Annotated in this window: 19 protein-coding genes; 3 read left to right on the forward strand and 16 right to left on the reverse strand. The window is 33.9% G+C overall.

All coding sequences use genetic code 11. From position 1 onward, the window contains the following. Nucleotides 1–547: 547 nt before the first annotated feature. The 10 genes from WMO42_RS13695 to WMO42_RS13740 form a co-directional block, all read right to left on the reverse strand. Nucleotides 548–1,417 carry a TPM domain-containing protein gene (locus tag WMO42_RS13695; protein ID WP_349192590.1) on the reverse strand — a complete coding sequence of 290 codons (870 nt, stop codon included), beginning with the start codon at nt 1,415–1,417 and terminating at the stop codon, nt 548–550. Further along, nucleotides 1,410–3,101 carry a hypothetical protein gene (locus WMO42_RS13700; protein WP_349192592.1) on the reverse strand — a complete coding sequence of 564 codons (1,692 nt, stop codon included), beginning with the start codon at nt 3,099–3,101 and terminating at the stop codon, nt 1,410–1,412. The genes WMO42_RS13695 and WMO42_RS13700 overlap by 8 nt, the downstream gene beginning before the upstream one ends. A gap of 58 nt (nt 3,102–3,159) precedes the next feature. Then, nucleotides 3,160–3,795: a methyl-accepting chemotaxis protein gene (locus WMO42_RS13705; RefSeq protein ID WP_349192594.1), complete on the reverse strand. Its 636-nt coding sequence runs from the start codon at nt 3,793–3,795 to the stop codon at nt 3,160–3,162. Between the two features lie 36 nt (nt 3,796–3,831). After that, nucleotides 3,832–5,208, reverse strand: coding sequence for a DNA repair protein RadA (gene radA, locus WMO42_RS13710; protein ID WP_090141280.1), 1,377 nt, complete (start codon nt 5,206–5,208; stop codon nt 3,832–3,834). A 138-nt stretch (nt 5,209–5,346) separates the two neighbouring features. After that, nucleotides 5,347–5,760, reverse strand: coding sequence for a hypothetical protein (locus WMO42_RS13715; protein ID WP_022503094.1), 414 nt, complete (start codon nt 5,758–5,760; stop codon nt 5,347–5,349). Between the two features lie 85 nt (nt 5,761–5,845). Next, nucleotides 5,846–8,320: an ATP-dependent Clp protease ATP-binding subunit gene (locus tag WMO42_RS13720; RefSeq protein ID WP_055175960.1), complete on the reverse strand. Its 2,475-nt coding sequence runs from the start codon at nt 8,318–8,320 to the stop codon at nt 5,846–5,848. A gap of 108 nt (nt 8,321–8,428) precedes the next feature. Beyond that, complete coding sequence (locus WMO42_RS13725) at nt 8,429–10,006, reverse strand: polysaccharide biosynthesis protein (protein ID WP_349192597.1); 1,578 nt, start codon at nt 10,004–10,006, stop codon at nt 8,429–8,431. An 81-nt stretch (nt 10,007–10,087) separates the two neighbouring features. Beyond that, a complete protein-coding gene (locus WMO42_RS13730) occupies nt 10,088–11,188 on the reverse strand; it encodes a hypothetical protein (RefSeq protein WP_022503097.1) in 1,101 nt (366 codons plus the stop codon). 19 nt (nt 11,189–11,207) lie between these two features. Then, nucleotides 11,208–12,194 (reverse strand): phosphodiester glycosidase family protein, encoded by a 987-nt coding sequence (locus tag WMO42_RS13735; protein WP_022503098.1) that lies wholly within the window; start codon nt 12,192–12,194, stop codon nt 11,208–11,210. Nucleotides 12,195–12,231: 37 nt separating this feature from the next. Further along, the gene (locus tag WMO42_RS13740; protein WP_022503099.1) at nt 12,232–13,305 is read right to left on the reverse strand and encodes a bifunctional glycosyltransferase family 2/GtrA family protein; all 1,074 of its coding nucleotides are present in this window, start codon (nt 13,303–13,305) and stop codon (nt 12,232–12,234) included. Nucleotides 13,306–13,544: 239 nt separating this feature from the next. Here WMO42_RS13740 and WMO42_RS13745 point away from each other — a divergent pair, with 239 nt between their 5' ends. The 3 genes from WMO42_RS13745 (at nt 13,545) to WMO42_RS13755 (ending at nt 14,966) form a co-directional block, all read left to right on the forward strand. Beyond that, nucleotides 13,545–13,802: a hypothetical protein gene (locus tag WMO42_RS13745; protein WP_090141287.1), complete on the forward strand. Its 258-nt coding sequence runs from the start codon at nt 13,545–13,547 to the stop codon at nt 13,800–13,802. A 516-nt stretch (nt 13,803–14,318) separates the two neighbouring features. Beyond that, a complete protein-coding gene (locus WMO42_RS13750; protein WP_318255977.1) occupies nt 14,319–14,693 on the forward strand; it encodes a hypothetical protein in 375 nt (124 codons plus the stop codon). Between the two features lie 72 nt (nt 14,694–14,765). Further along, nucleotides 14,766–14,966: a hypothetical protein gene (locus tag WMO42_RS13755; RefSeq protein WP_022503102.1), complete on the forward strand. Its 201-nt coding sequence runs from the start codon at nt 14,766–14,768 to the stop codon at nt 14,964–14,966. Nucleotides 14,967–15,271: 305 nt separating this feature from the next. Here WMO42_RS13755 and WMO42_RS13760 read toward each other — a convergent pair whose 3' ends face one another. Genes WMO42_RS13760 through WMO42_RS13785 form a run of 6 tightly spaced genes read right to left on the reverse strand, consistent with a single transcriptional unit; the run spans nt 15,272 to nt 22,325 of the window. Next, nucleotides 15,272–16,519 carry a GHKL domain-containing protein gene (locus tag WMO42_RS13760; protein WP_349192600.1) on the reverse strand — a complete coding sequence of 416 codons (1,248 nt, stop codon included), beginning with the start codon at nt 16,517–16,519 and terminating at the stop codon, nt 15,272–15,274. Continuing rightward, nucleotides 16,516–17,244: a LytTR family DNA-binding domain-containing protein gene (locus WMO42_RS13765; protein ID WP_055307016.1), complete on the reverse strand. Its 729-nt coding sequence runs from the start codon at nt 17,242–17,244 to the stop codon at nt 16,516–16,518. The genes WMO42_RS13760 and WMO42_RS13765 overlap by 4 nt, the downstream gene beginning before the upstream one ends. A gap of 6 nt (nt 17,245–17,250) precedes the next feature. After that, nucleotides 17,251–17,814 carry an accessory gene regulator B family protein gene (locus WMO42_RS13770; protein WP_055307017.1) on the reverse strand — a complete coding sequence of 188 codons (564 nt, stop codon included), beginning with the start codon at nt 17,812–17,814 and terminating at the stop codon, nt 17,251–17,253. 10 nt (nt 17,815–17,824) lie between these two features. Next, nucleotides 17,825–18,769, reverse strand: coding sequence for an ATP-binding cassette domain-containing protein (locus tag WMO42_RS13775; protein WP_055307018.1), 945 nt, complete (start codon nt 18,767–18,769; stop codon nt 17,825–17,827). Then, the gene (locus tag WMO42_RS13780) at nt 18,750–20,903 is read right to left on the reverse strand and encodes a hypothetical protein (protein ID WP_055307019.1); all 2,154 of its coding nucleotides are present in this window, start codon (nt 20,901–20,903) and stop codon (nt 18,750–18,752) included. Before WMO42_RS13780 ends, WMO42_RS13775 begins: the two co-directional genes overlap by 20 nt. Nucleotides 20,904–20,960: 57 nt before the next feature. Beyond that, nucleotides 20,961–22,325, reverse strand: coding sequence for a hypothetical protein (locus WMO42_RS13785; RefSeq protein ID WP_349192602.1), 1,365 nt, complete (start codon nt 22,323–22,325; stop codon nt 20,961–20,963). Nucleotides 22,326–22,608 lie beyond the last annotated feature (283 nt).

Below are 22,608 nucleotides of genomic sequence, written 5' to 3' on the forward strand. Positions count from 1 at the left end.
ATAGTTTCCTTATACTGTGTTTAAGGATTCATTCAATTGCTTGAATGATGTTCACAAAAGATGTATACTTAATTCTAATGAATTCCGTACTCATCTCGAAATTCTAAAAAGAATTTTCAAGGTTGTCTTTCTGTTCAGTTATCAAAGTTCATTGCTTTCAAACTCAGTATTTATCTGTGTTTGAGAAGCTTTCGTGTCGCTCATCTCTCGTGGCGACTTGATTATAATAGCACCTACCAGGTATTATGTCAACAACTTTTTTCAATTTTTTTGAATTTTTTCCAATTTTTTTAAAAACCCCCTAAAATACGGCATTTCCAAGCAATATAAATACTGATTTTGACAGCTATTGGACGATATTTGTTTATAAAATGCTTTTAATTAAGTCATTTTTTTCTTAATATTCCTTGCCACAATACCAACCATAGTACAAAATCCATTTAGTTATAGGTATAAAAATACCGGTTTCCAGTTGTTAGTTTTAACCTCTAACTCCGAAAACCAGTATATCAATAATATCTGTTAATAAAACAACACCAATGTGATATTAGAAGCTGTGACCTCCGCCACCTCCGCCTCCACCACCTGACGAACCACTGGAAGATGAGCCCCCTGATGAGCCTCCGGAAGAACTGCTGCCTGAGTCTGTCTGTACTGGTGAATATGTCCTGGTCTGATAACGGTATGTAACCTGACAATTATTAATAGCCTTTCCAGCAAATATACCTTTCATTATATCTTTTCTTGATGGTGCCTTCTTCCTTAAATATAGTCTTACAATTCCATAATTAATAATTAATGCCGCTACAACAGCAAGAAGTGCATTGCTTATATACTTCATTGGTTGTGATATTCTTCTGCCTTTAAGAAGTGCGAGTTCCTGCTCATACACCTTATATGCACACATATAATAGTCTTTTGATGAAGCATATCTGTATACATTATCAGTTATTGTATCTGCGTATGAGCTTGTAACTGTACTGTATATATTACCATTGCTATGTATCCAGATATTACGGTTATACATATCAATTATAAATATCGTCCCACTATCAGTGCCATATTTTTCCCTGTACAGGCTTCTTACATAACTTTCAGTAGTGGTGCTGTTGGTATCTATAGTCTTTAACATTACATTACCATACACTGTTATCTGTTTCATAATGTCTAACAATGAAGAATAATTACTCTCATCTATAATGTCTGCGTCATCTTCTATAACAACCTCATATCCTGTATCCACATTATTATATTGATACTTCTCTTCATCAGCTTTTACCTGTAGTAAAAAAGAAGCCGCAAATACTAATAGCAATAGAACAACTGCTGTTAACGCCATAACTGCGTGAATACATCTATGTATGTCTTTAACAGTATATTTTCTATCTATAGCACATATAATACTTCTATTATGCATTATCATCACCTCCACTATAATTATCAAACTGTGGAAGTTTTCTAGTTGCAAGAACATTGTAATATCTGATTAAATCCATAATAGTATACATTATTGCAATTAATTCAGCTATAACAGCACCATAGTAATATAGATCCGATACAGGATTAATCCACAGCACTACCGAGGCTATTGCCATCGCTGCAAGTGAACCTATATTACCTGATATCTTCTTATTAGTTATCATTTTAAACGTTTTATGATTAACAAGAGTAAGCACTATACCTGTTATAAGACATATAACACTTATAGAAAATCCCGCCCCAATATCTCCAGAGCCATAGAATATAGACATCATCTGAAGATAGACATACAACATAGGAAATACACAACACACCAATGAAATTATCATAGTTACCACTGCCATATTAGTTCTTGTTGTTCTTCTTTTATTCTTACGTCCATATGCCCTTGCTTCACGCCTGCCTTTGTCTATAACATCAGCTATATCGCCTGCAAGCTGGTCTTCACGCTTACGCCTTGCCCATGGTGATTCATTGGCATTAATAGCTGAACCTGCATACATTCTGCCCTTGTCATCTAACTGCTGGTCTTTCTTGTATATTTTCTTTAATTCTAATACATAAAGAATTATTGTAAATAATGCTATAATCGATGCAATCCCCAATGTAGTCTTAGGTCTTAATGTAAATGAACTGTTAAGCATTAAAAATATAGGTATTGCAAGAATAACCGAACCTATAAAATACCTCATAAGTGATACTGGCAGATCCGCTGCCACCTTCCCTGTCTGTCCATTAACTGTCGCATATGCAACTCTGTCTTTATTACGGTATGATAAGAACCACACCGGAAACATTGTTCTATCCTGTGCTACTACCTTTGTCGAAAGTCTTCCCTCAATATCCCCCTGATAATTATCAAGTTGCACTGACCCAAGATGTGCTGACCTTTTGACATAGGAATATGTCTCGTCAACAGCTACATTTTTCGCATCAGCCCTGTATACATCCGGTGCAACATCTGCTGTATCTGCATAGAATCCACTAAGCATTGATGGAGTAAATGGATTCATATTCTTAACGTCATATGGTGCTATTGCCTCACTTATACTGTCATCAAATGACGATGAAGCATCATATGACAGACCCTTATACTGGCAATCCAAATCGCCAGTTATATCATAATAGTCTGTATAAATGTAATCTCCCCGTCTATGGCTTTTAGAACCGCTTAGGCACATTGGTCCTTTCTGGGTTATATAATACGTCCAATAAGGCATATATATACCTCTGAAACCATCTATAAACTTCTCATCTTTTAATTCCTTAGGGGCAAACCACGCGTGACGTACCATTTTCTTATAAGCCTGCTTACAGTCTTCCTTAGTCTTGGAAAATGGTATTATATATCCTGGTCTTTGCTGTTTTGATACTCTGCTTGTCAGAATTGTTGATGCTCCACAAAAGCTGCAAAAATTAGCTGCAGTATTATCAGTACTTAATATCTCTCCACCACAGTTAGGACATTTGAATACAGTAACGTCATATTCCTGACTTTCCTCCGCATCCTGTTCCTTACTGATTGCATATGGGTCATACTTCGTATCGCAATGGTCACACATCAACTGCTGTGATGGTATGTCAAAGACTAATCTTCCACCACAGCCCGGACACTGATACATATATTAATCCTCCCTCATATAATAATATGTAATTAAAAATCCGATTACCTGAATACAGCTACATCAAGGCATTCTTAGCCTTATCTGTAATCTCTCTCTGATATGCAATTTCGTTCTCGATATTTCTTGCAACCTCATTAGCAGTGTATGCCGCATCTACAACTTTATTAAGCACATTACCAATCTCATCTGCCTTTTCTTTCTGCTGGTTAGAATTCTCATATATGTTCTTCATAGAGCCAACTGTCTTATCAACTGACTGCTGTACCATATTGATTGTATCTGTAATCTCCTTTGATGACTTGGCCGACTGTGCAGCAAGATTCCTCACCTCACTTGCAACAACTGCAAAGCCTCTTCCGTGCTCACCTGCTCTTGCAGCCTCAATAGAAGCATTAAGCGAAAGTATATTGGTTCTGCTTGATATTGATGCTATAACGCCTGCAAACTGTTCAATGTCTTTAGAAAGCTTTTCAAGTTCTTTAATTCTTGCCGCTGATTCTTCTGCTATCTCATTAAGTTCAGTTATCATCTTAAGAATTTCCTCAACACTTGAAATACTCTCTTTCACGAGATTAAGTGATGTATCTGATGAATTAATTACATCAAAAGCATCTTTTTCTAACTGCTCCTGTGATGAATCCAATCCTTCAAGAATTCTTGACAGGTCGCTTACTAATTTACTGTTATCCATATTCTTCCTCCAAATATGTATATTATTCTTGTATATTTATATTAAGTCAATTGCTTCGTTAACATTATGTATACCAATAAGATTAATTTTATCATTATTTTTAATATTTTTCAAGCATACATATGGTAATATGCAGGTTGTGAACCCTAGCTTAACAGCTTCATTCACCCTCTGCTGTGCCTGTGTTACGGCTCTTACCTCGCCTGACAATCCGACTTCACCAAATATAACTGTTCTGCTGTCAACTTCTTTATTCTTAAAACTACTGACAAGTGCTATAACTATCCCTAAATCAAGTGCTGGTTCAGATACCTTTATTCCACCTGCCACATTAAGATAGGCATCGCTTGAGGACATTCTCATTCCCGCCCTTTTTTCAAGGACTGCCATCAACAGATTAACCCTGTTATAATCCGTTCCCGCAGCAGTACGCCTTGGCATACCAAAGTTAGAGTCACACACAAGTGCCTGAACCTCAACCATAAGAGGTCGCGTGCCTTCAATAAGACATACTACAACTGAGCCTGACGCCCCTTCTGGTCTTCCAGACAACATATACTCCGATGGATTGGCGACCTCACTTAAACCGTCCTGCCTCATCTCGAACACCCCAATTTCATTGGTAGACCCAAATCTGTTCTTTACACTTCTTAATATTCTGTATGAAGCATATCTGTCCCCTTCAAAATAAAGCACTGTATCAACCATATGCTCAAGCACTCTTGGCCCTGCAACAACACCTTCCTTGGTAACGTGTCCTACAATAAATATCGTTATATTAAGTCCCTTGGCTAACTGCATAAGAATAGATGTACTTTCCCTTACCTGTGACACACTTCCAGGTGCCGCAGATATTTCTTCCCTGTACATAGTCTGTATAGAGTCAATTATAACCACCTGTGGCATTTCTTTTTTTAGAACCTCTTCTATAATATCAAGATTAGTCTCGCAGAACGTCTTAAGGTTATCGTTACATCCACCTATCCTTTCAGCTCTTAGCTTAATCTGTCTTAACGACTCCTCTCCGGATATATACAGCACCTTATTGCCTGCATCTGATAGGTAATAGCACATCTGTAACAAAAGTGTTGACTTTCCAATACCGGGATCTCCACCTACAAGCACCAGTGAACCCTGCACAATTCCACCACCAAGAACTCTGTCAAGTTCGCCTATTCCTGTTGATGTTCTCTCCTTCTCTTCAGAATTAATCTCTTTTAAGCTCACCGGATGGTTATCCTTATAGGTGCTTTCTTTCCTGACTGCTGATATACCCTTAACCGATGACTTAGATGCTATTGGTTCTTCAACAAATGTATTCCACGCCTTGCACGCCGGACACTGCCCGAACCATTTTGCTGACTCATATCCACACTCACTGCAAAAAAATGCCGTATTTTTTGCTTTTGCCACTTCTCTTCTCCTCTCTTTCTGATACCAAATATAAAAAAGCTGCACCCCGCATTGGTCTATATATGACTTTATGCCAGGCACAGCATTTATTAAAATTTACAATTATGACACCTGTTAATGTTAAAGATTGTAGTATTATTATGCTTTAACAACTTCTACACTAACACTCTTACCTTCTTCAAGGCTTACTGAAAGTACAATCTTGCCACCCATATTAGTAGCCATAGTTCCCTCAGATACTCCATTGATTGTTACATTATAAGAAGCGCCTTCTTCAAGCTCAACTGTTATCTGTGCATCATCGCTTCCTTCCACCGTAAATGATAAGCCTGTATCTGCAGCCTTAAAATTCATAACAGCTGTTCCAGGAACAGATTCATATACAAATGAACCATTGCGTTCAAGCTTCGTAATCTCCTTAAATGTCTTTACCTTGTAAGAATCTCCACAATGTTCAAAATCTGATAACTTTGACTTAGTATCCAGCTTATAATTACCAAAGCTAAGAGTTCCATCCTTCTCTGAACGAATTAACTCATTAATTACTGGCATATTATTGTCCTCCTATGTTTTATTACGAATATCTATACACACATTATACAACATAATGTACAATGACGCTAGTATTTTAGTAGTATTATTTGTGAATATTTCTATTATGACCTCGTTTGCAGCTAAAGTTCAGTTTACCATCCTTAACTGTTACCAATACTTTGTTGCCAGCCTTTATACTGCCTTCAAGTATCTTCTCTGCCATAACATCTTCTATTTCATTCTGTATTGTTCTTCTTAATGGACGTGCTCCATATTTAGAATCGTAGCCCTTATCAACAATATAAGCCTTAGCCTCATCATCAAGTTCAACCGAAAGACTCATCTGCTCCATAATTCTGTTATTAACGGTTCTCATCATAATATCAACAATCTGTCCAATCTGTTCTTTCTTAAGCATATGGAATACAATTATGTCATCAATTCTGTTAATGAATTCCGGACGGAATATTCTCTTAACTTCTTCCATTACTTTGCTCTTCATATCTTCGTGCTCTTTTTCCTCTGATGTTTCCGAAGTAAATCCTAAAGATTTAGGTGCTACAATATTCTCCGCACCTGCATTGGAAGTCATAATAATAACTGTATTCTTAAAGTCCACAACCCTTCCTGTTGAATCTGTTATATGTCCGTCATCAAGCACCTGTAAAAGTACATTGAATACATCTGGGTGAGCTTTTTCAACCTCATCAAAAAGTACAACTGAATAAGGGTTTCTTCTTACCTTCTCACTTAGCTGTCCGCCCTCATCATATCCTACATATCCCGGAGGTGAACCGATAAGCTTAGACACCGTATGCTTTTCCATATACTCAGACATATCAACTCTTATAAGAGAATTATCTGTTCCAAACATACAGTCAGCAAGTGCCTTTGAAAGTTCTGTCTTACCTACACCTGTAGGCCCTAAGAATAAGAATGAGCCTATTGGTCTGTTAGGATCTTTTAAACCTACCCTGCCTCGTCTTATAGCCTTGGCAACTGCTGTAACCGCCTCATCCTGTCCTATAACCCTGTTATGAAGCATTTTTTCCAAATTCATAAGCTTCTCTGACTCAGCCTCTGCTATCTTGGCAACTGGAATCTTAGTCCACATTGACACAGTCCTAGCTATCTGTTCTTCATCAACAGTAAGGTCACTGCCGTCTATGCTCTCCTGCCAGCTTGTGCGAAGCTTTTCAAGCCTGTTCTTCTTTCTTGTCTGCTGTTTCTTAAGCTCAGCCGCTTCATCATATTTCTCTGACTTAATAGCCTGCTCTTTCTTAACTGAAAGTTCATCTATCTGTGTTTCAAGCTTCTTAATATCCTTTGGTACAACAAATGCTTCAAGCCTTGTTCTTGAAGAAGCCTCATCTATAAGGTCAATTGCCTTATCTGGAAGAAATCTGTCATTGATATATCTCTTAGAAAGCTTAACTGCCGCTCTTACGGCATCATCTGTAATAACTACATTATGGTGTTCCTCATACTTAGGTCTAAGTCCCATAAGTATGTCAATCGCCTCATCTTCTGTTGGCTCTTCCACCTTAACCGGCTGAAATCTTCTTTCTAATGCAGCATCTTTTTCTATATGTTTTCTGTATTCTTCTAGAGTTGTAGCACCTATAAGCTGGATTTCTCCTCTTGCAAGTGATGGCTTAAGAATATTAGAAGCATCTATAGCTCCTTCTGCACCACCAGCACCAATAATTGTGTGAATTTCATCTAAGAATAATAAAATGTTGCCTGCATTTCTTACTTCTGCAATTACCCTTTTAATTCTTTCTTCAAATTCACCTCTGTATTTAGAACCAGCCACCATACCTGATAAATCAAGTGTTACTAATCTCTTATCCTTAATAGTTGATGGAACTTCGCCTTCAACTATTCTTAATGCAAGACCCTCAACAACTGCGGTCTTACCTACACCGGGCTCGCCGATAAGGCACGGATTATTCTTTGTTCTTCTTGATAATATCTGGATAACTCTCTGGATTTCCTCTTCCCTGCCTATAACAGGGTCAAGCTTTTTATTACGGGCAAGTTCTGTTAAATCCCTGCTGTACTGGTCTAACATAGTTGTTGCCTTTTTATCCTTAGCCTTAATTCTGCCATTCTGAAAATCTTCTTTAAGACGTGATACATCTTCGCCCATTCCCTCTAATAACTCTGTATATATCTTCTTAATTGATACACCCATTGTATTAAGAAGTCTTGAGGCAACACTTTCAGTTTCCTTCATAATGGCAATAAGAATATGTTCTGTACCTACTTTATCAGCTTTAAATCTTGCAGCTTCCTCTATTGAGTTAGTAAGAATCTTACGGACTCTTGGAGTATAGCCTGCCGGTTCTTTAACACTTACCGCATTATCCGGTGCAATAAGCTGATATATAAGATTAAGCACTTTAGTTTCTGTTACATCATTGTTCTGTAAAACCTTGTATGCAAGGCTGTCTTCAACCTGTATAAGTCCTAAAAGCAAATGTTCAGACCCAATATAGCTGTGTCCATTAACCGCAGCAGCAAATGCAGCCTGTTCCAATACTTTTTTGGCTTTATCTGTAAACTTATCCTGCACTTTATTTCCTCTCTTTCCTAATTATATTAATCTATAATGATGTGAGTATCAAAATTTTATTTTAACACTCTCTGATATATCCAGACTATTTTGTAATAATACCATTTATCAGAATACATCTTTAAACTTCTTCATAAGAAGAACATATGGTCCAAAATATGTGATTGCTGCAACACACAATGCCACAAGCACTGATATTGTATTAGACATTGTAATATTATTAATTATATTATATGTCAAAAGTGTACATATACCCATTAATGCTGAACATATAACCGGCTTTGCAAATATTGATATAACAGGAAGCCTGTATCCTTCATCTCTATACAATGCTATAAGATTAAGCACAAATATAATAACAGGGAATGAAGCATTACCTATTACAAGTGAGAATATACCAAGATTAGTAAATTCCAGCAATACAAGCACAAGTATTATATGGACAACTAATGATATAAATGAATTAATCATAGGAGTCTTAACTCTGTCAACCGCCTGAAGTGCTGAGCTTGTAACTGTTGATAATGTATAAAATACAATAGCTATAGCACCTATTTTTAACATAAGCCCACCCTGCACGCTGTCATATCTTGAAAATAGCAGTTTAATAATAGGCTCACCTATCACAAAAAATCCAACAAATGATGGTACCGCTATAAACATATTAGTCTTAAGAGTCTTTGTTATCTTTGAATATATACTGTCATAATCATCTTCTGTATAAGATGCTACAATACTTGGAAGCATCGAGGCTGATAACGCTGTCGCTATACCCTGCGGTATACTTATAAGCAGTGTATAACTTGAACCAAAGTTACCAAGATCCATTGATATATTTTTCGATATATTTCTTGTCATCATTATATTACTAAACATTACATCATCTATTAAGGCACTAATCTGATAAAACGTCTGGCTTAATATAATAGGAACCATTGTAATTATAATTGTCTTATAAATGTACCTGTTAGTATCCTGCCTTGTAACACTCTTATCTTTAGCAACCATACGCATAAATGTAGGTCTGTATATAAGATACAGAAATATAAAGAATACAAGTGCAGTAAGAGCACCCATAGCTGTACCAAGTGTACTTCCTGCCGCTCCATAAGCAGAAGCATTAGAAGCACTACTGTATGCTTTCATAAGCATATAACCTGCAGCTATACTAACACCTGCATTGACAAGCTGTTCTATAATCTGTGAAACAGCCGTTGGAATCATAGTTCCCTGTCCCTGAAAGAAACCTCTTAATACACCTAATAATGCAACTATAAATATGGTTGGGGCTAATACTCTTAATGGTATTGCAAGACCAGGTACACCCCCGCCATATATAACATTTTCTATAAAATCAGCACCAAAGTATACAAGCAGTGCCGCAACACCACCAGTAAACGCACCGACTGTCAGCGAACATCTTAATACCTTCGCCGCATTCTTATATCTTCTTTTAGTAAACCTTGCAGAAATCAGCTTTGAAACAGCCATCGGAAGTCCATATGATGACAGCACAAGTATTATGTTATATACATTATATGCCGTTACATATATACCATTACCTTCACTTCCAATTATATTAAGCACCGGAATTCTATAAACCATTCCAATTATTCTTACAAAAATTCCAGCCATAGCAAGTATGGAACCATGTAATATAAAATTGCGCTTATTATCCTGTGACATAACTTTCTCCATTCCTGCGCTGACAGCGCATTGTTATTTCCTGCTATATATGTCTGTTGTTTATAATTATCTTATCTATAATTATCTTATAGAAAAATCAGCTAACATCCACTTGTCATTCTGCTTAACAAACACATATGTTAAAGAAATATTGTATGTTGTACTTCCTGATGACCATTTTACATTAAGATTGTAATCTACATCACACGAATAACAGTCATCTGAATATTTTCTAAAGTTACTTACATTCTCGTCAGTAATATCATATGTAAAAGTTCTTCCTATCAGATATACATCGATAGCCGGAATATCACTCATATATTCCTTGGCATTACCAATCATATAGCTTGAAAGAGTACTTAAGCTTCCTCTGTTAATCATATATTTGCCGTAATTCTCAGCAACTGTTAATATATGGCTCTTCTCGCTTGAAAGAAGCTCATCATCTGATGGATAATATGCCTCATATCCATCTTTAACATATTCAGTATCAAGCTCTTTGCCATTATAGGTAACCTTAACCTCTGGCTTGGCAAACATTCCGTTAATATTGTATACATCATCAACTGGTGTAGTAACATAATCTCCAACGTGCTTGCAAAGGCTTACATCTGCCTCACCTGTAATATAATCAGATGATACCTTAACTCCGTTAATTGTCACTTCACTATTCTTAGGTGCTGTAATTTTAACTGAATGTTCTGTATTCTTAGTCTTAGAGTCTACATTAAAGTCTATAGAAGCTAACTTCCACTCTGTGAACTTATGAGCGTTCTTTTTCTTCTCTGTAAGAGTAACATTGGCTATCTTCTTATCATCAGCATAAAGAATATATACCGGATTGTTCTCTGTATATTCTCCTGCCTTCTTCTTATAGCTTACTTCCTTATCAGCAAATGTATCCTTAAAATAATCTGATACAATATCTTCTGTCTCGAACTCTCCAAGGATACCTGCATCCTTAATCCATTTGCCTACATTCCCTGCTTCAATATGTGATACAAGCTTATCCATAGTATTGGCTGGCCTGCCAGCCTCGTAATCCTTTAATAACCCGTATAAAAGCACTAACGCAACAGCAATAATCACTACCAGTGCAGAGGCATATATCACAAGAAACTTCTTAAATCCTGATAATCTCTTAAAAAAATTCTTCTTTCCATTATTATTATTCTCTGACATTCTTCTCATCTCCGTGTAATTATTTAATCAAAAATGCTGTTGGAAGTGTTCTTGGTCCTGTTGGTGAATATGGCTTATTAATAACCTCACCATTATAATACATCTGTGTTGATGTACCACCATCCATAGCTGACGCATTTACAGCACCGTACTGAAGCATAATATCCTGTAAATCTGAGAACGATGCACCAAGGCTTGTAGCCTGTCTTCCGTCTACGACAAGAAGAAGAATAGCTCCGTCAGCTCTCTGTCCTATTGCTGTTCGTGGATTAAGTCCTCCACCAACACCATCAACGTCCTGTGGTTCACCGTTAATTATAAGAAATGGACCTATATCACTGCTTACATTGACACAATCTCTTATTCCAAGCTCTACAGCCTTAGATGATGTCATATTACCCATTACAAGCTTGTTATCAAATGTTATTCCTGTAACGTGGTACATTGTAGATGAATCGCCCTTTAATATATTGCCATCTACCATAACAAGTCCGATTGGCATAGCTGTCTGTGGTGTTGAGTCAACGAATTCTCCACCATTGATACCTGCTAGTGCATCATATCTCTGTGCTATCTCAGCAACTGTCCAGCCCTTTTCAAGCTTGAATTCTGGTACTGTTCCTACAAATAATCTTGAAGGATCTTTGACAACCATAAGCTTACCGCTATATGTTCCAGCCTTTACATCAACAACATAAAGGTCTTCTTCATCACTAGATGAATCCTGTCCGATTACAACAAGGCTTGAATCAGTTATATCAGTAGTATCCTTAACTGAATTCTCCTCTTTAATCATATCAATCTCTTCCTGTGAACAGAACCAGTTAGCCATAAAACCAAGCTCTCCTGTCTCCTGAAGCGATAATATAAACTGCTTCTTAGCAAATGTAGAAGGTCCCCACGCAAGCATAGCCATAACAAGATAAAGACCAACTACAAGAATTACGATAGTAGTTAAAAGCGTAGCTCCAACTCTTCCTAGCCACTTAAGTACGTTATTCTTCATTATTATCCTCATTTCTATTGATGTAATTCGTGTCTAATTATTTAAACACCCATTTTTTCTGTATGTTGTAGCTTATTACAAATAAGCATAAATCAACAATTATCTTTGTAAATGCGACAGCCACACTGCCAAGCACTAATAATCTTGTAAAGATGTATACAAGAAGATATGATGCCATAAGCTGACACGCCCATAATATGTAATATCTGACCATAGATGACTTGACATCTTTGTCTGATTTAAACACAAGACGTCTGTTCATCGTGAAATTAAATATTGACGATATAATTCTTGCGGCTACCGTACTAAATAACAGTCTTATTGATATTGTAAACGCAAAAAGAAAAAATTCAAGTAAATTAAATATTAAATTATCTATAACCCACGATGCCAATGAGCTTAATATATATTTAACAACTGTTGGTGAAAATGAATACTTGAATATAACCTTATATATCTTTATTGAGTCCTTAACCGGATTAAAATGTGTTGATGCATTATCTTCTATATACACTGTCTCAATTGGCACTTCCATAAATTGAATATCCGACTTCTTAAATTCAAGCAGCATAGTTGTTTCATACTCGAATCTCTCGCCCTCAATATTACAAAATGTATCAAGATAACGGTATGGAATAGCCCTCAAACCAGTCTGTGTATCTGAAATATTAAGTCCACACATAACTTTGAATACCATACTTGTCATATTGTTACCAAACCGGCTCTTAAACGGAACATCTTCTCCATCAAAACGTCTTACTCCAAGAACAACCTTGTCATTCTTTACCATAGCCTCACAACAGTTATATATATCATCTGCCCTATGCTGGTTATCTCCATCTACTGTTACAACGCCATCATATCCCTGTCTGTTCTTAAGGCAGTATTCAAATGCCGTCTTTAAGCCTCTGCCCTTACCCTTATTAACCTCATGGGTAAGTATTGTACACTGGCTGTAACTGCCAACCTTCTCAAATGGCCATAAATGTGCCGAATCACTTCCATCATTAACAATTATAATATCTTCGAATCCCTTCTTAACAAGTGAATCAACAACACTTACAAGCTTATCATCAGGGTTAAGTGATGGGATAATTACTGATATTTTCATAATAATCTCCATTCTTATGTCCAAACCAAGGACAATATCTGCACGATTAGTATGTACACTGGCACATACTATTGTCTTATATAACAGACTACTTCGTAGCCACTTATGTGTTAAATAACAACACAAACTTAATGATATAATAATTTTAAAAATATTGCAATATTCACGAAAAAATAAGTAACACAAACAAGCCCTGCCACATATTATTGTATTGTAAATGTTTTATCGGAGGATTATTTATGAGTGATTTAGCAGCAACTAACTGTGGCGGATGTAATGGATGTGGAGATTGCGGATGTGGCAACAACATCATCTGGCTCATAATTCTTTTACTTCTATTTGACGGAAATGGCTACGGCTGTGGTAATGGCTGTGGCAACAATAACTGCATCTGGCTCATCTGCCTTTTATGCTTATGTGGCTGCGATGGCGGTAATGCATTAGGCTTTGGTGGCTGTAACAATGGCTGTGGCTGCAACAACGGCTGTGGCTGCTAATAGCGGCTGACTCCCAGCAATGATTATATCTGCTAATAACTGCTATAAAATATAACATTTTATATACAGTTGCAGAATAAAAGCAATTATCAACATCAGTTGCTGATATTATCTTTTATGTCTATTTAATGAGGCTGTATTCCGTCATTTTAAATTCTACGGATACAGCCTCATATCTTGGTATTTTAATGAATATACTAAAACAAGTCTATTAGACACACATTATATATTGCGTTTGTCGCAGGAATCGAGGATTGAATGGCGAAACAATTACCTGTTACTGAATTTGATATTCTTACCCTACCCGACTACCTTCAATTATTTAAAGCCCTCATTCCTTTTATGGAATACGGTATGCAAAAAAAGCTCTCTATGCTTATAAGGGCAAATGAATTAAAACACACATTAAGCTTCTACAACTCTCCCTATAGCTGTAACACATTTAAAACATGTAGTAATAGCTCAGGAATAAATGCTAACACTTCCTTGAATGATATATTAAATAATGAAGCTATTATGAAAACCATTATGGCTTACTGCCCAGACAACATTGAACAGTTAATAAACACTTACCGGAACTTTTCCAAAATGTCTGATATGTTAGGCATGATGGATATGTTTAATAATGCCTCAGGGGATAACAGCTTTAATAATGTTAATTCAAGCGGTTTTAACAATGCCAGTTCTAATGAATTTAACAATAATAATTCTAATGATAATTCTGAATTTAGTAATTTTAATAATAACACTGGCTCTGGTGGATTTAACAATATAAACATTAATAATATACTTAATTCTTCGCAGAAGGATATGTACAATGAATATATTAAACAGCTTGATAAGCTGGACTTTAATGATGGCAATAATTATGGAAGTTCCAATAATAATTAACTGTTATAAATGACTTTTGTCTTACATATTTATATTTGTAATTATTATTCTCAATCAGAAATGGAGATTTATATGTCAGAAAATGATTTTCGCAAACAACTGCTTTTAAATGAATTCAAAACTCTTTCCAAAGGTAAGAATAAAGAAGAAATCGTTCCGCTTATATTTGCATTAAGCCAGAAGGCTAAGCAGGCAGGAATACAGTTTACAAGACAGGATTGCGAGCTTATATATAAGCAGATTGTGCCTGGTGGTAATCCGCCGGAAGGGTGATATTGGATACTTTGAAATGTAGATTTTCTATTACTTTCTTATAAAAATGTCATACGAACGACAATAAGCCGAGGGTGGCGGCACAGGGGCAGTGCCTTGGTCACCAAAAAGGCGAATTGGCTGTTTCTAAGACTTTCCTTTTAAGTATGACCAAAACACTGCCCCTGTGCCGCCACCCTCGGTTTATTGTCTGGTATGTTCGGTATTCAATGTTTAGTCTGTTTAATTACTAAATTATGTAAGATTTATCCAGATATATACAATCTCAAAATAATACCGTCAATAATATTTTTATTATATTTTCATTATTCTAAATATATAATAATATCAACTTCAAATTGCCCATTTTCATATGATTTAATCATTGAGCCATCATATTTATCAACGATTCTTTTTATACTATCCAGACCATAGCCATGATTATCCTTATCATCCTTTTTACTTATGATATGTCCATCAATCTTGTTTATACTGCCATCATATAAATTGGACATAGAAATATGTATCATTCCCGCAGTATATTTAATATCCATACTTACTTTTGAATTATCCAATGCATTTTCCAATGCATTATCAAGCAGATTACCAAGTATAATATTTACATCATATATGTTTATTTCAAGATTTTCTGGTATTGCAACTGACACAGCCAGTTCAAGGGACTTATTCATATATTTTTCAGCATAAAAATTTAGAATTCCATCGAAGGCTTCATTACCTGTATTATATATATTTTGTGCATTTATAATATCATCACTTATCTGATGCAAATAATCTTTTGCCTGCTGAATTTTATCCTTCATAAGCAAATCATTTATTTCTCTTATATGGTGTTTCATATCATGCTTTATCGTCCTGATTTTTCTATTGTTTTCAATATCACTTCTTATCTGACGTTCGTATATATTCATCTGCTGTTTTAATTCAAGATTTTCTCTTTCATATAGAAAACGGTCAAGCATAGACATATAAAAAATATATAACATCAAATTAAAGCTCAATATAATAATACTGATTGTAAGCACCGCAATTCTTGAAACCACCATATCCTTATATACAACATACAATACTGCAATACTTAATAATGCCGAATATAACAATAAATACCATTGTCCTGACAAATCAATCCTGCCTTTTCCCTTAAAAGCATTTTTAATTCCTATTACAACTATATAAAAAAACAATACAGAAATAAATGAACTGACAATATCATAATTATTAGAATCCGGTGCTTCATATAATAAAAAAGAAGCTAACAAATCTATTACAAACATAATTGCATAAAGCATTATACTTAATAATAATTTTTTCTGGAACTTTCCTCTAAAACTACCAGATAAAAATATTATTCCTGCAACTGTAACTATTAAATTAACCAAAACATTATGAAACACCAGATAACTTAATAATGTAATAATATATGTAATAACACAACTTATAATATTTCGTCTTAAAGAATGTACATTTAAAAATATTTTAAAACATTCCAAAATAATATATATTCTCACAAATTCAGTAACTCCAGATACAACAACATCCTCTAATTGCATCATCCATTACCTCCACGTTTGTTATATTCTATCATTTTTATATTAAAAGCATCTTTGTATTTTCTTCCAATATTGATACAATCCCCATTATCCATTATACAAGAATCCTTTTTAAACATTCTTATATGCCTTACATTAATTATGAACGACTGTGCAACCATAACATAATTAAACGGAAGCTTGTCTATAAGTTCTACTAACTTTCCAACAAATATTCTCTCTGTTCCATCACTACATATTATTTTTATATGCTTTCTGTCGCTTTCAAAATACACAATATCTCCATAATGAATTTTATTTTTTATTCTATTGTATTCATACACAAAATAATTATTGTCTTGTTCATCCAATTCCAATAACTTTGAAACATTCTTAATAACCTTTTCTTTATCAATAGGTTTAATTATAAAATCATATGGATGAATTTTAAACAATTCCATTGCATAATTAGTTTTTGATGAAACATATATTATGTGCATAGCATAATTATTTATATCATTGCGTATATATTCTCCTACATAAATTCCATTATAATTCGGCAACTCTATATCAAGAAATAATAAATCCACTTTTACTTTTAAAGGAACATCTCTCATAAAATCTTCTGCACAATTCCATACATTTACCTGAACATTCAGACCTGATACCTTAAAATAATCAATTAAAATATTTTCTAATTCTGAACACGTTGAATTCTCATCATCACATATGCCTATCTGATAAATCATTCTTTTTTATCCCCTAATCCTATTTTCAATAAACCCAGCCAATACTAAAATTGCAACAATCATCATTGAAATTGCAATTATTCCACTCCAATATTCATTAGCTTTAATTAATAATAGCACAAATATTACTACTTCACTACTCAAAAAAATTCTCACTTTATTACGAAGATATTTTCTCTCTGATTTTGTTAATTCATTATTAGCATTATCAACATGTGCTAAAAAATATATTATAAGTACTGAAACAATACAAATTGCTATTTGAACACCATTATATATTTTATAGCTTTTAATGACCATTAATCCTGCTGAGTATATTACACACGATAAAACTGCACACGACCTCTGGCTATTCGTATGATAACCTCCAGCATATTGTCTCAACACAATAATTGAAATTAGAAATACGATACCTTCTTTTAACATTCCTAGAACGGCTGATATTATAATAGCTGTTATAAATGCCATAATTGTTGATATCATCATATCTATTCCAAATTTTACTATTGCTTTTTCATCTTTATCAATGTGAGTATTATTTTCAATAAATTTATTGATATTTATATTCACTCACCTCACCCTACTCAAAATAGTATAAATATACATCTTCTAAATCAATATCACTGTCTGTAATAACTGCTTCCTCTGGTAATTCATCACCCACTATTCTGAGAGCAAGCCCCTCTTTTCTTTGCCTTATATTGCCTATCTTATATTTATTTTGAAGCATTTCAACTTCATCAATACAGCATTTTATCTCTCCAACCTTTCCTGACATTGCTTCTATAAGTTCAATTGGTGTGCCCTGCGCAATTATCTCCCCCTTTTTTAGCAACAATACACAATCTGCAATACATTCTATATCACTTACGACATGTGTTGCAAATAGTATAATTTTATCCTTACTTAACTCTGCTATGTAATTTCTAATATTTATCCTTTCCTTCGGGTCAAGTCCTGCTGTTGGTTCATCAAGTATAAGTATCTTTGGATCACCCAGAAGTGCCTGTGCAAGAAGTACCCTTTGTTTCATACCACCAGAAAAGCCGCCTATTTTCTTATCTGCCACATTGGTTAAATTAACTATTTCAATAAGTTCATCTATCTGCTGCTTAACTGTTTTAATTACAGCATTTCCATTTTCATCAATCGTGTTTATTTTCTTTATTCCTTTAATCTCTGCCATATACTTAAGAAATGCTCTTGGGGAAAAATCTTCATAAAACCCCTGTTGCTGTGGCATATATCCTACAATTGCTCTAAAACTTTTACCTAATTTAAGAATATCTGTTCCTTGTACACTTTCTCCTTGTTTTTCAAAGCCGTCGCACTCATTATATAAAATACTTCCACCATTTTTCTTATCTCTTGACACATTATCCGTAATCAGATTTATCATCGTAGACTTACCTGCTCCGTTAGCCCCTAATATTCCATATATGCCTGGCTTAAAGGTATAACTAATCCCTTTAAGTGCCTGTACTGTTCCATATGTTTTTCTTAAATTATTTAGAATTAATTCCATATTCCCCTCCTAATACATAAACAATAACCATTATAGCAATTATCATCAATGTTAATACTCCACCAAACATTACAACAGCGTATGAAGCTTTCCAATAATAAAAAAATGAAATAAGCTTAATAACTGATAAATACGAAAATAATTTTACACCTATTAAATCCAATATTGATGGAATAAGAACAATCAGGCTGACTAAAAAACTCACCTGATAACTAAACAATCCTGTTGTTACATAACTAAAAACCGCTACTGAATTAATTAATACAATTTTATATAAAATATCCAGCACAACCACTCCCAATATCGAAACATTAAATGGATAATCTGAAAATGCCTGTATACTATGTATTCCTACACTTAAGTCATTTATCTCATATATATTAAATAATTTATTATAATAGCAGATATATACCAGACACGCGATACCAGAAAGTATTACACAATTAATTACAGCCTTTTTTATAAGCCACCTTTTTCTTTCCTTACAGGCTCTTATATTCATAATCATATTATTCTTTTTTTCAAATGAAATCAGACCCGCATTAAGATATAATCCTAAAACAGTCAATAATAATGCTATTATTTCCTGATTAAAGAACTGTCTTTTAAAAAATGGACTTTCATACTTATACTGGCTTACCGTTGATACATTAAAACCATTTTCCTTTTTATCAATTATGTACTGCAAATAATTTATTTTTTCTTGTGTTAATTCCTCGTTAAACTTTTTATTAAAATCCGAACTATCTGTATCAGTATTTTCTATTTTTAACTGTTCTTTACAATTCTTAAGCTCGTCTGTTGAATCCATTTTATGTTCTTCACAAAATGAATACATCGCACTATTCTTTATGTCATATTTAAGTCTTGTTCCATAATTAATATTTAAAAGTATTATTGCTATGAAAACCATAACAATTATAGTTTTCTGATATAATATAACTTTCTTCAATTCAAAATAAAAAACCGGCAGCTTTGATTCTATATACCTTATACGACACATCAGCTTCTCCACTACCTTCTCTATAATACCTGTAGAATCACAAGGATGTTTTTTAATATATGTATATATTAATAAAATGCAGCCTGCAAATATAATAATACCGCTTATTATATATTGTGATTCCTTTGAATCCATAATAAATGAATTATATCCCCAGTTATCATTCTTAAACCATATATTATTCCCCTCAAATATATTATATAAATTAAAATATCTAAGAAATCTATAAATACTTTTAACATCAATTAATCTATATAATAACATTTCAATGAGGTTAATTATAATAACAGCAACTATTCCAACATTCTTATTTTTAAACAGGTTTAATATTCCCCACATCATAACAGCCCAAGCAAAAAAAGCAAATGTATTCTGAATACACACAATCAACAAATACAACATTCTATTTGCGCCATATGAACATAACTGTAACTCCAAAGATGATGCCGCGCTATTAAATACATTTTCTATACCACCATATCTAAACAATGCTATACTTGATATAACACCATAATTAACAATTACAAATGTAAATATAAACAGCAGCAATATAAATATTCTCTTTATCAATAACTTCAATCTTCCATTTCTGGAAGCATAAATTATCATCCCACCATTTTCTTTTTCATTAAAAAAGCTGAATATAACAACTAAACAACCGATACCTGTAAACCAATAAATATATTTATAGTCTTTAATCTTCATAAGCCATAAATCATTATCTAATTTCACTTCATATCCCAATGCTTTTGTCAAATCATTTTTTGACTTTATTAATTCCAGATATGACCTGCTGTTTTTTTGAGAAAATAATGAACTTTTTTGAACATCTTTTATTTTATCTATACTGTTTTGTGTTCTCTCCTTATAATTCTTCACATAATCAAGACGTTCTAAAAATATTTTTCTTGCCTCTTTAAAATCTTCATCACTGACTTGTGGATTTTCTTGTAAATAATTTTTAGACATCTCTGTAATGCTTATATTGTCATTATAGCTATTAACCAGATCCCTATAAATAATCTCCTGTTCACTAATTTTGTTCCCCATAATGAATAATACCGCATTTAATATAATCATTAATCCAAAAATACATAATCGTTTCTTATTAAATACTCTTAATAACTCCATATATACCCCCTCTTATTTAAACTTAAGGCGGATACATAAATAGCACCCGCCTTGAAACTAATTACCATAACTGCTAATCACTTGAATATTTCCATTCAAATCATCATTAAGTGCCATACATAAAACTGCATATGTAGCAATGTCTCCATTTCCGTGTATAGGTTTTACGTTTTTATCAACAAATCCTTCGACATCCTGTTCTCTAATTCTAAGAAGAATATTATATTGGTCTACTCCATATATAACTAAGCTTGTAGGATTTTGCTTATTACCACAATCAAATACATACTGACCACTTATTTTCCCTTCCATATTCATTCTGACTAATCTGATAGATCCTTCAAATGATTCCATACAATAAATATAGCCATCATATGCAACAAGTGAGTAAATTGATTTACACGATGATTCACTATATATGCTTGTAATTCCACTCTCATTTATACGATAAATTTCAGTTCCACCATTTCCAACAATATACAAGGAATCTCCATATGCACAGCATATACCACTTTGTACAGACCTTGCTTCTCCTGTCGCTTCACCAAGCAAATCAACATTTTCATTAGATGTATTATCTACCAATGTTAAAAATTCGTGAGTTTCCAGATTATATTCATACACTTTATATTTAAGAATTTTCTGTTTTGACACCCATCTGCTTATATATCCAGCAACATAAAATATTCCATTTTCACTAACACATACTTTTCCGCCCGAACCTGCACCAAAAAGATCATAATCCATCGCAAATTGAAATGAACCTAAAGTTTCTGAAGCAGACTTCCCATCAATTGAAATTCTTTTACAATAAACTGTCGTATGATAATCATTATCTGCTAATTCATTCGCATTTACAGGCTTTACCGAGAAATAGTATAAATACCCATCATATATTGCCATTGTTCCTTCCACATTCACACTTGGCATACCAAGTACTTCCCCATCCTCAGTAATCTTGCATATTTTTTTACGATTAAAAAAAGCCTGATCATACTGAACAAGATAATCTCCACTTTCATCACGTTCAATAATGTATATATATCCATCAATATACCATAATTGATTGCCTAGCCCCTTAACAGTTACTCCTGCAAGATCTAATGGATCATAATTATGTTCATCCATCAAATATGCATTACAGTTTTCATCTTTATGTTCACAATTAGCGTTACTGCAAACCACTGTTGCAATATTATTATTAATATCATAAAACCATAAAATTCCATTCATTAAATAATAATATCCGTTTTCACTATATGCACTCCTTGACTTTTCAGATACCTGCGACTTATCAGCATTAAATTCATAGCTTGTCTTAACTTCGGCATCATCTTCTTGTCCGCTATTTCTAGTAGTACACCCTGTTAATAATAATGAACATATAAGCATAATAGCAATTGTCTTATAATATCTCTGCATATGTATAAATTTCTCCATTAACTAACATTCATAGCTTTAGTTTACTATGCTAGACCTTTGGCGTCAATATAATTATAAAAAAATATATCAGAAATATATATCTACATTTTCTTCTTTGATTAATTTAACACTATTATCAGCATTTGGTTCATATGGGGTATAACTTACATACAAAAAGGTACAATTAACATTTTAATACGACATAAGTGAACTACCCATTGTCTTAAGCCAATAGGCTTCCTGCTTCATCGACCTCGTAACCTACTATCTCCACAGGCGTTAA

This window comes from Lachnospira sp. CLA-JM-H23 (assembly GCF_040096425.1).
Classification (GTDB): Bacteria; Bacillota; Clostridia; order Lachnospirales; family Lachnospiraceae; genus Lachnospira; species Lachnospira rogosae.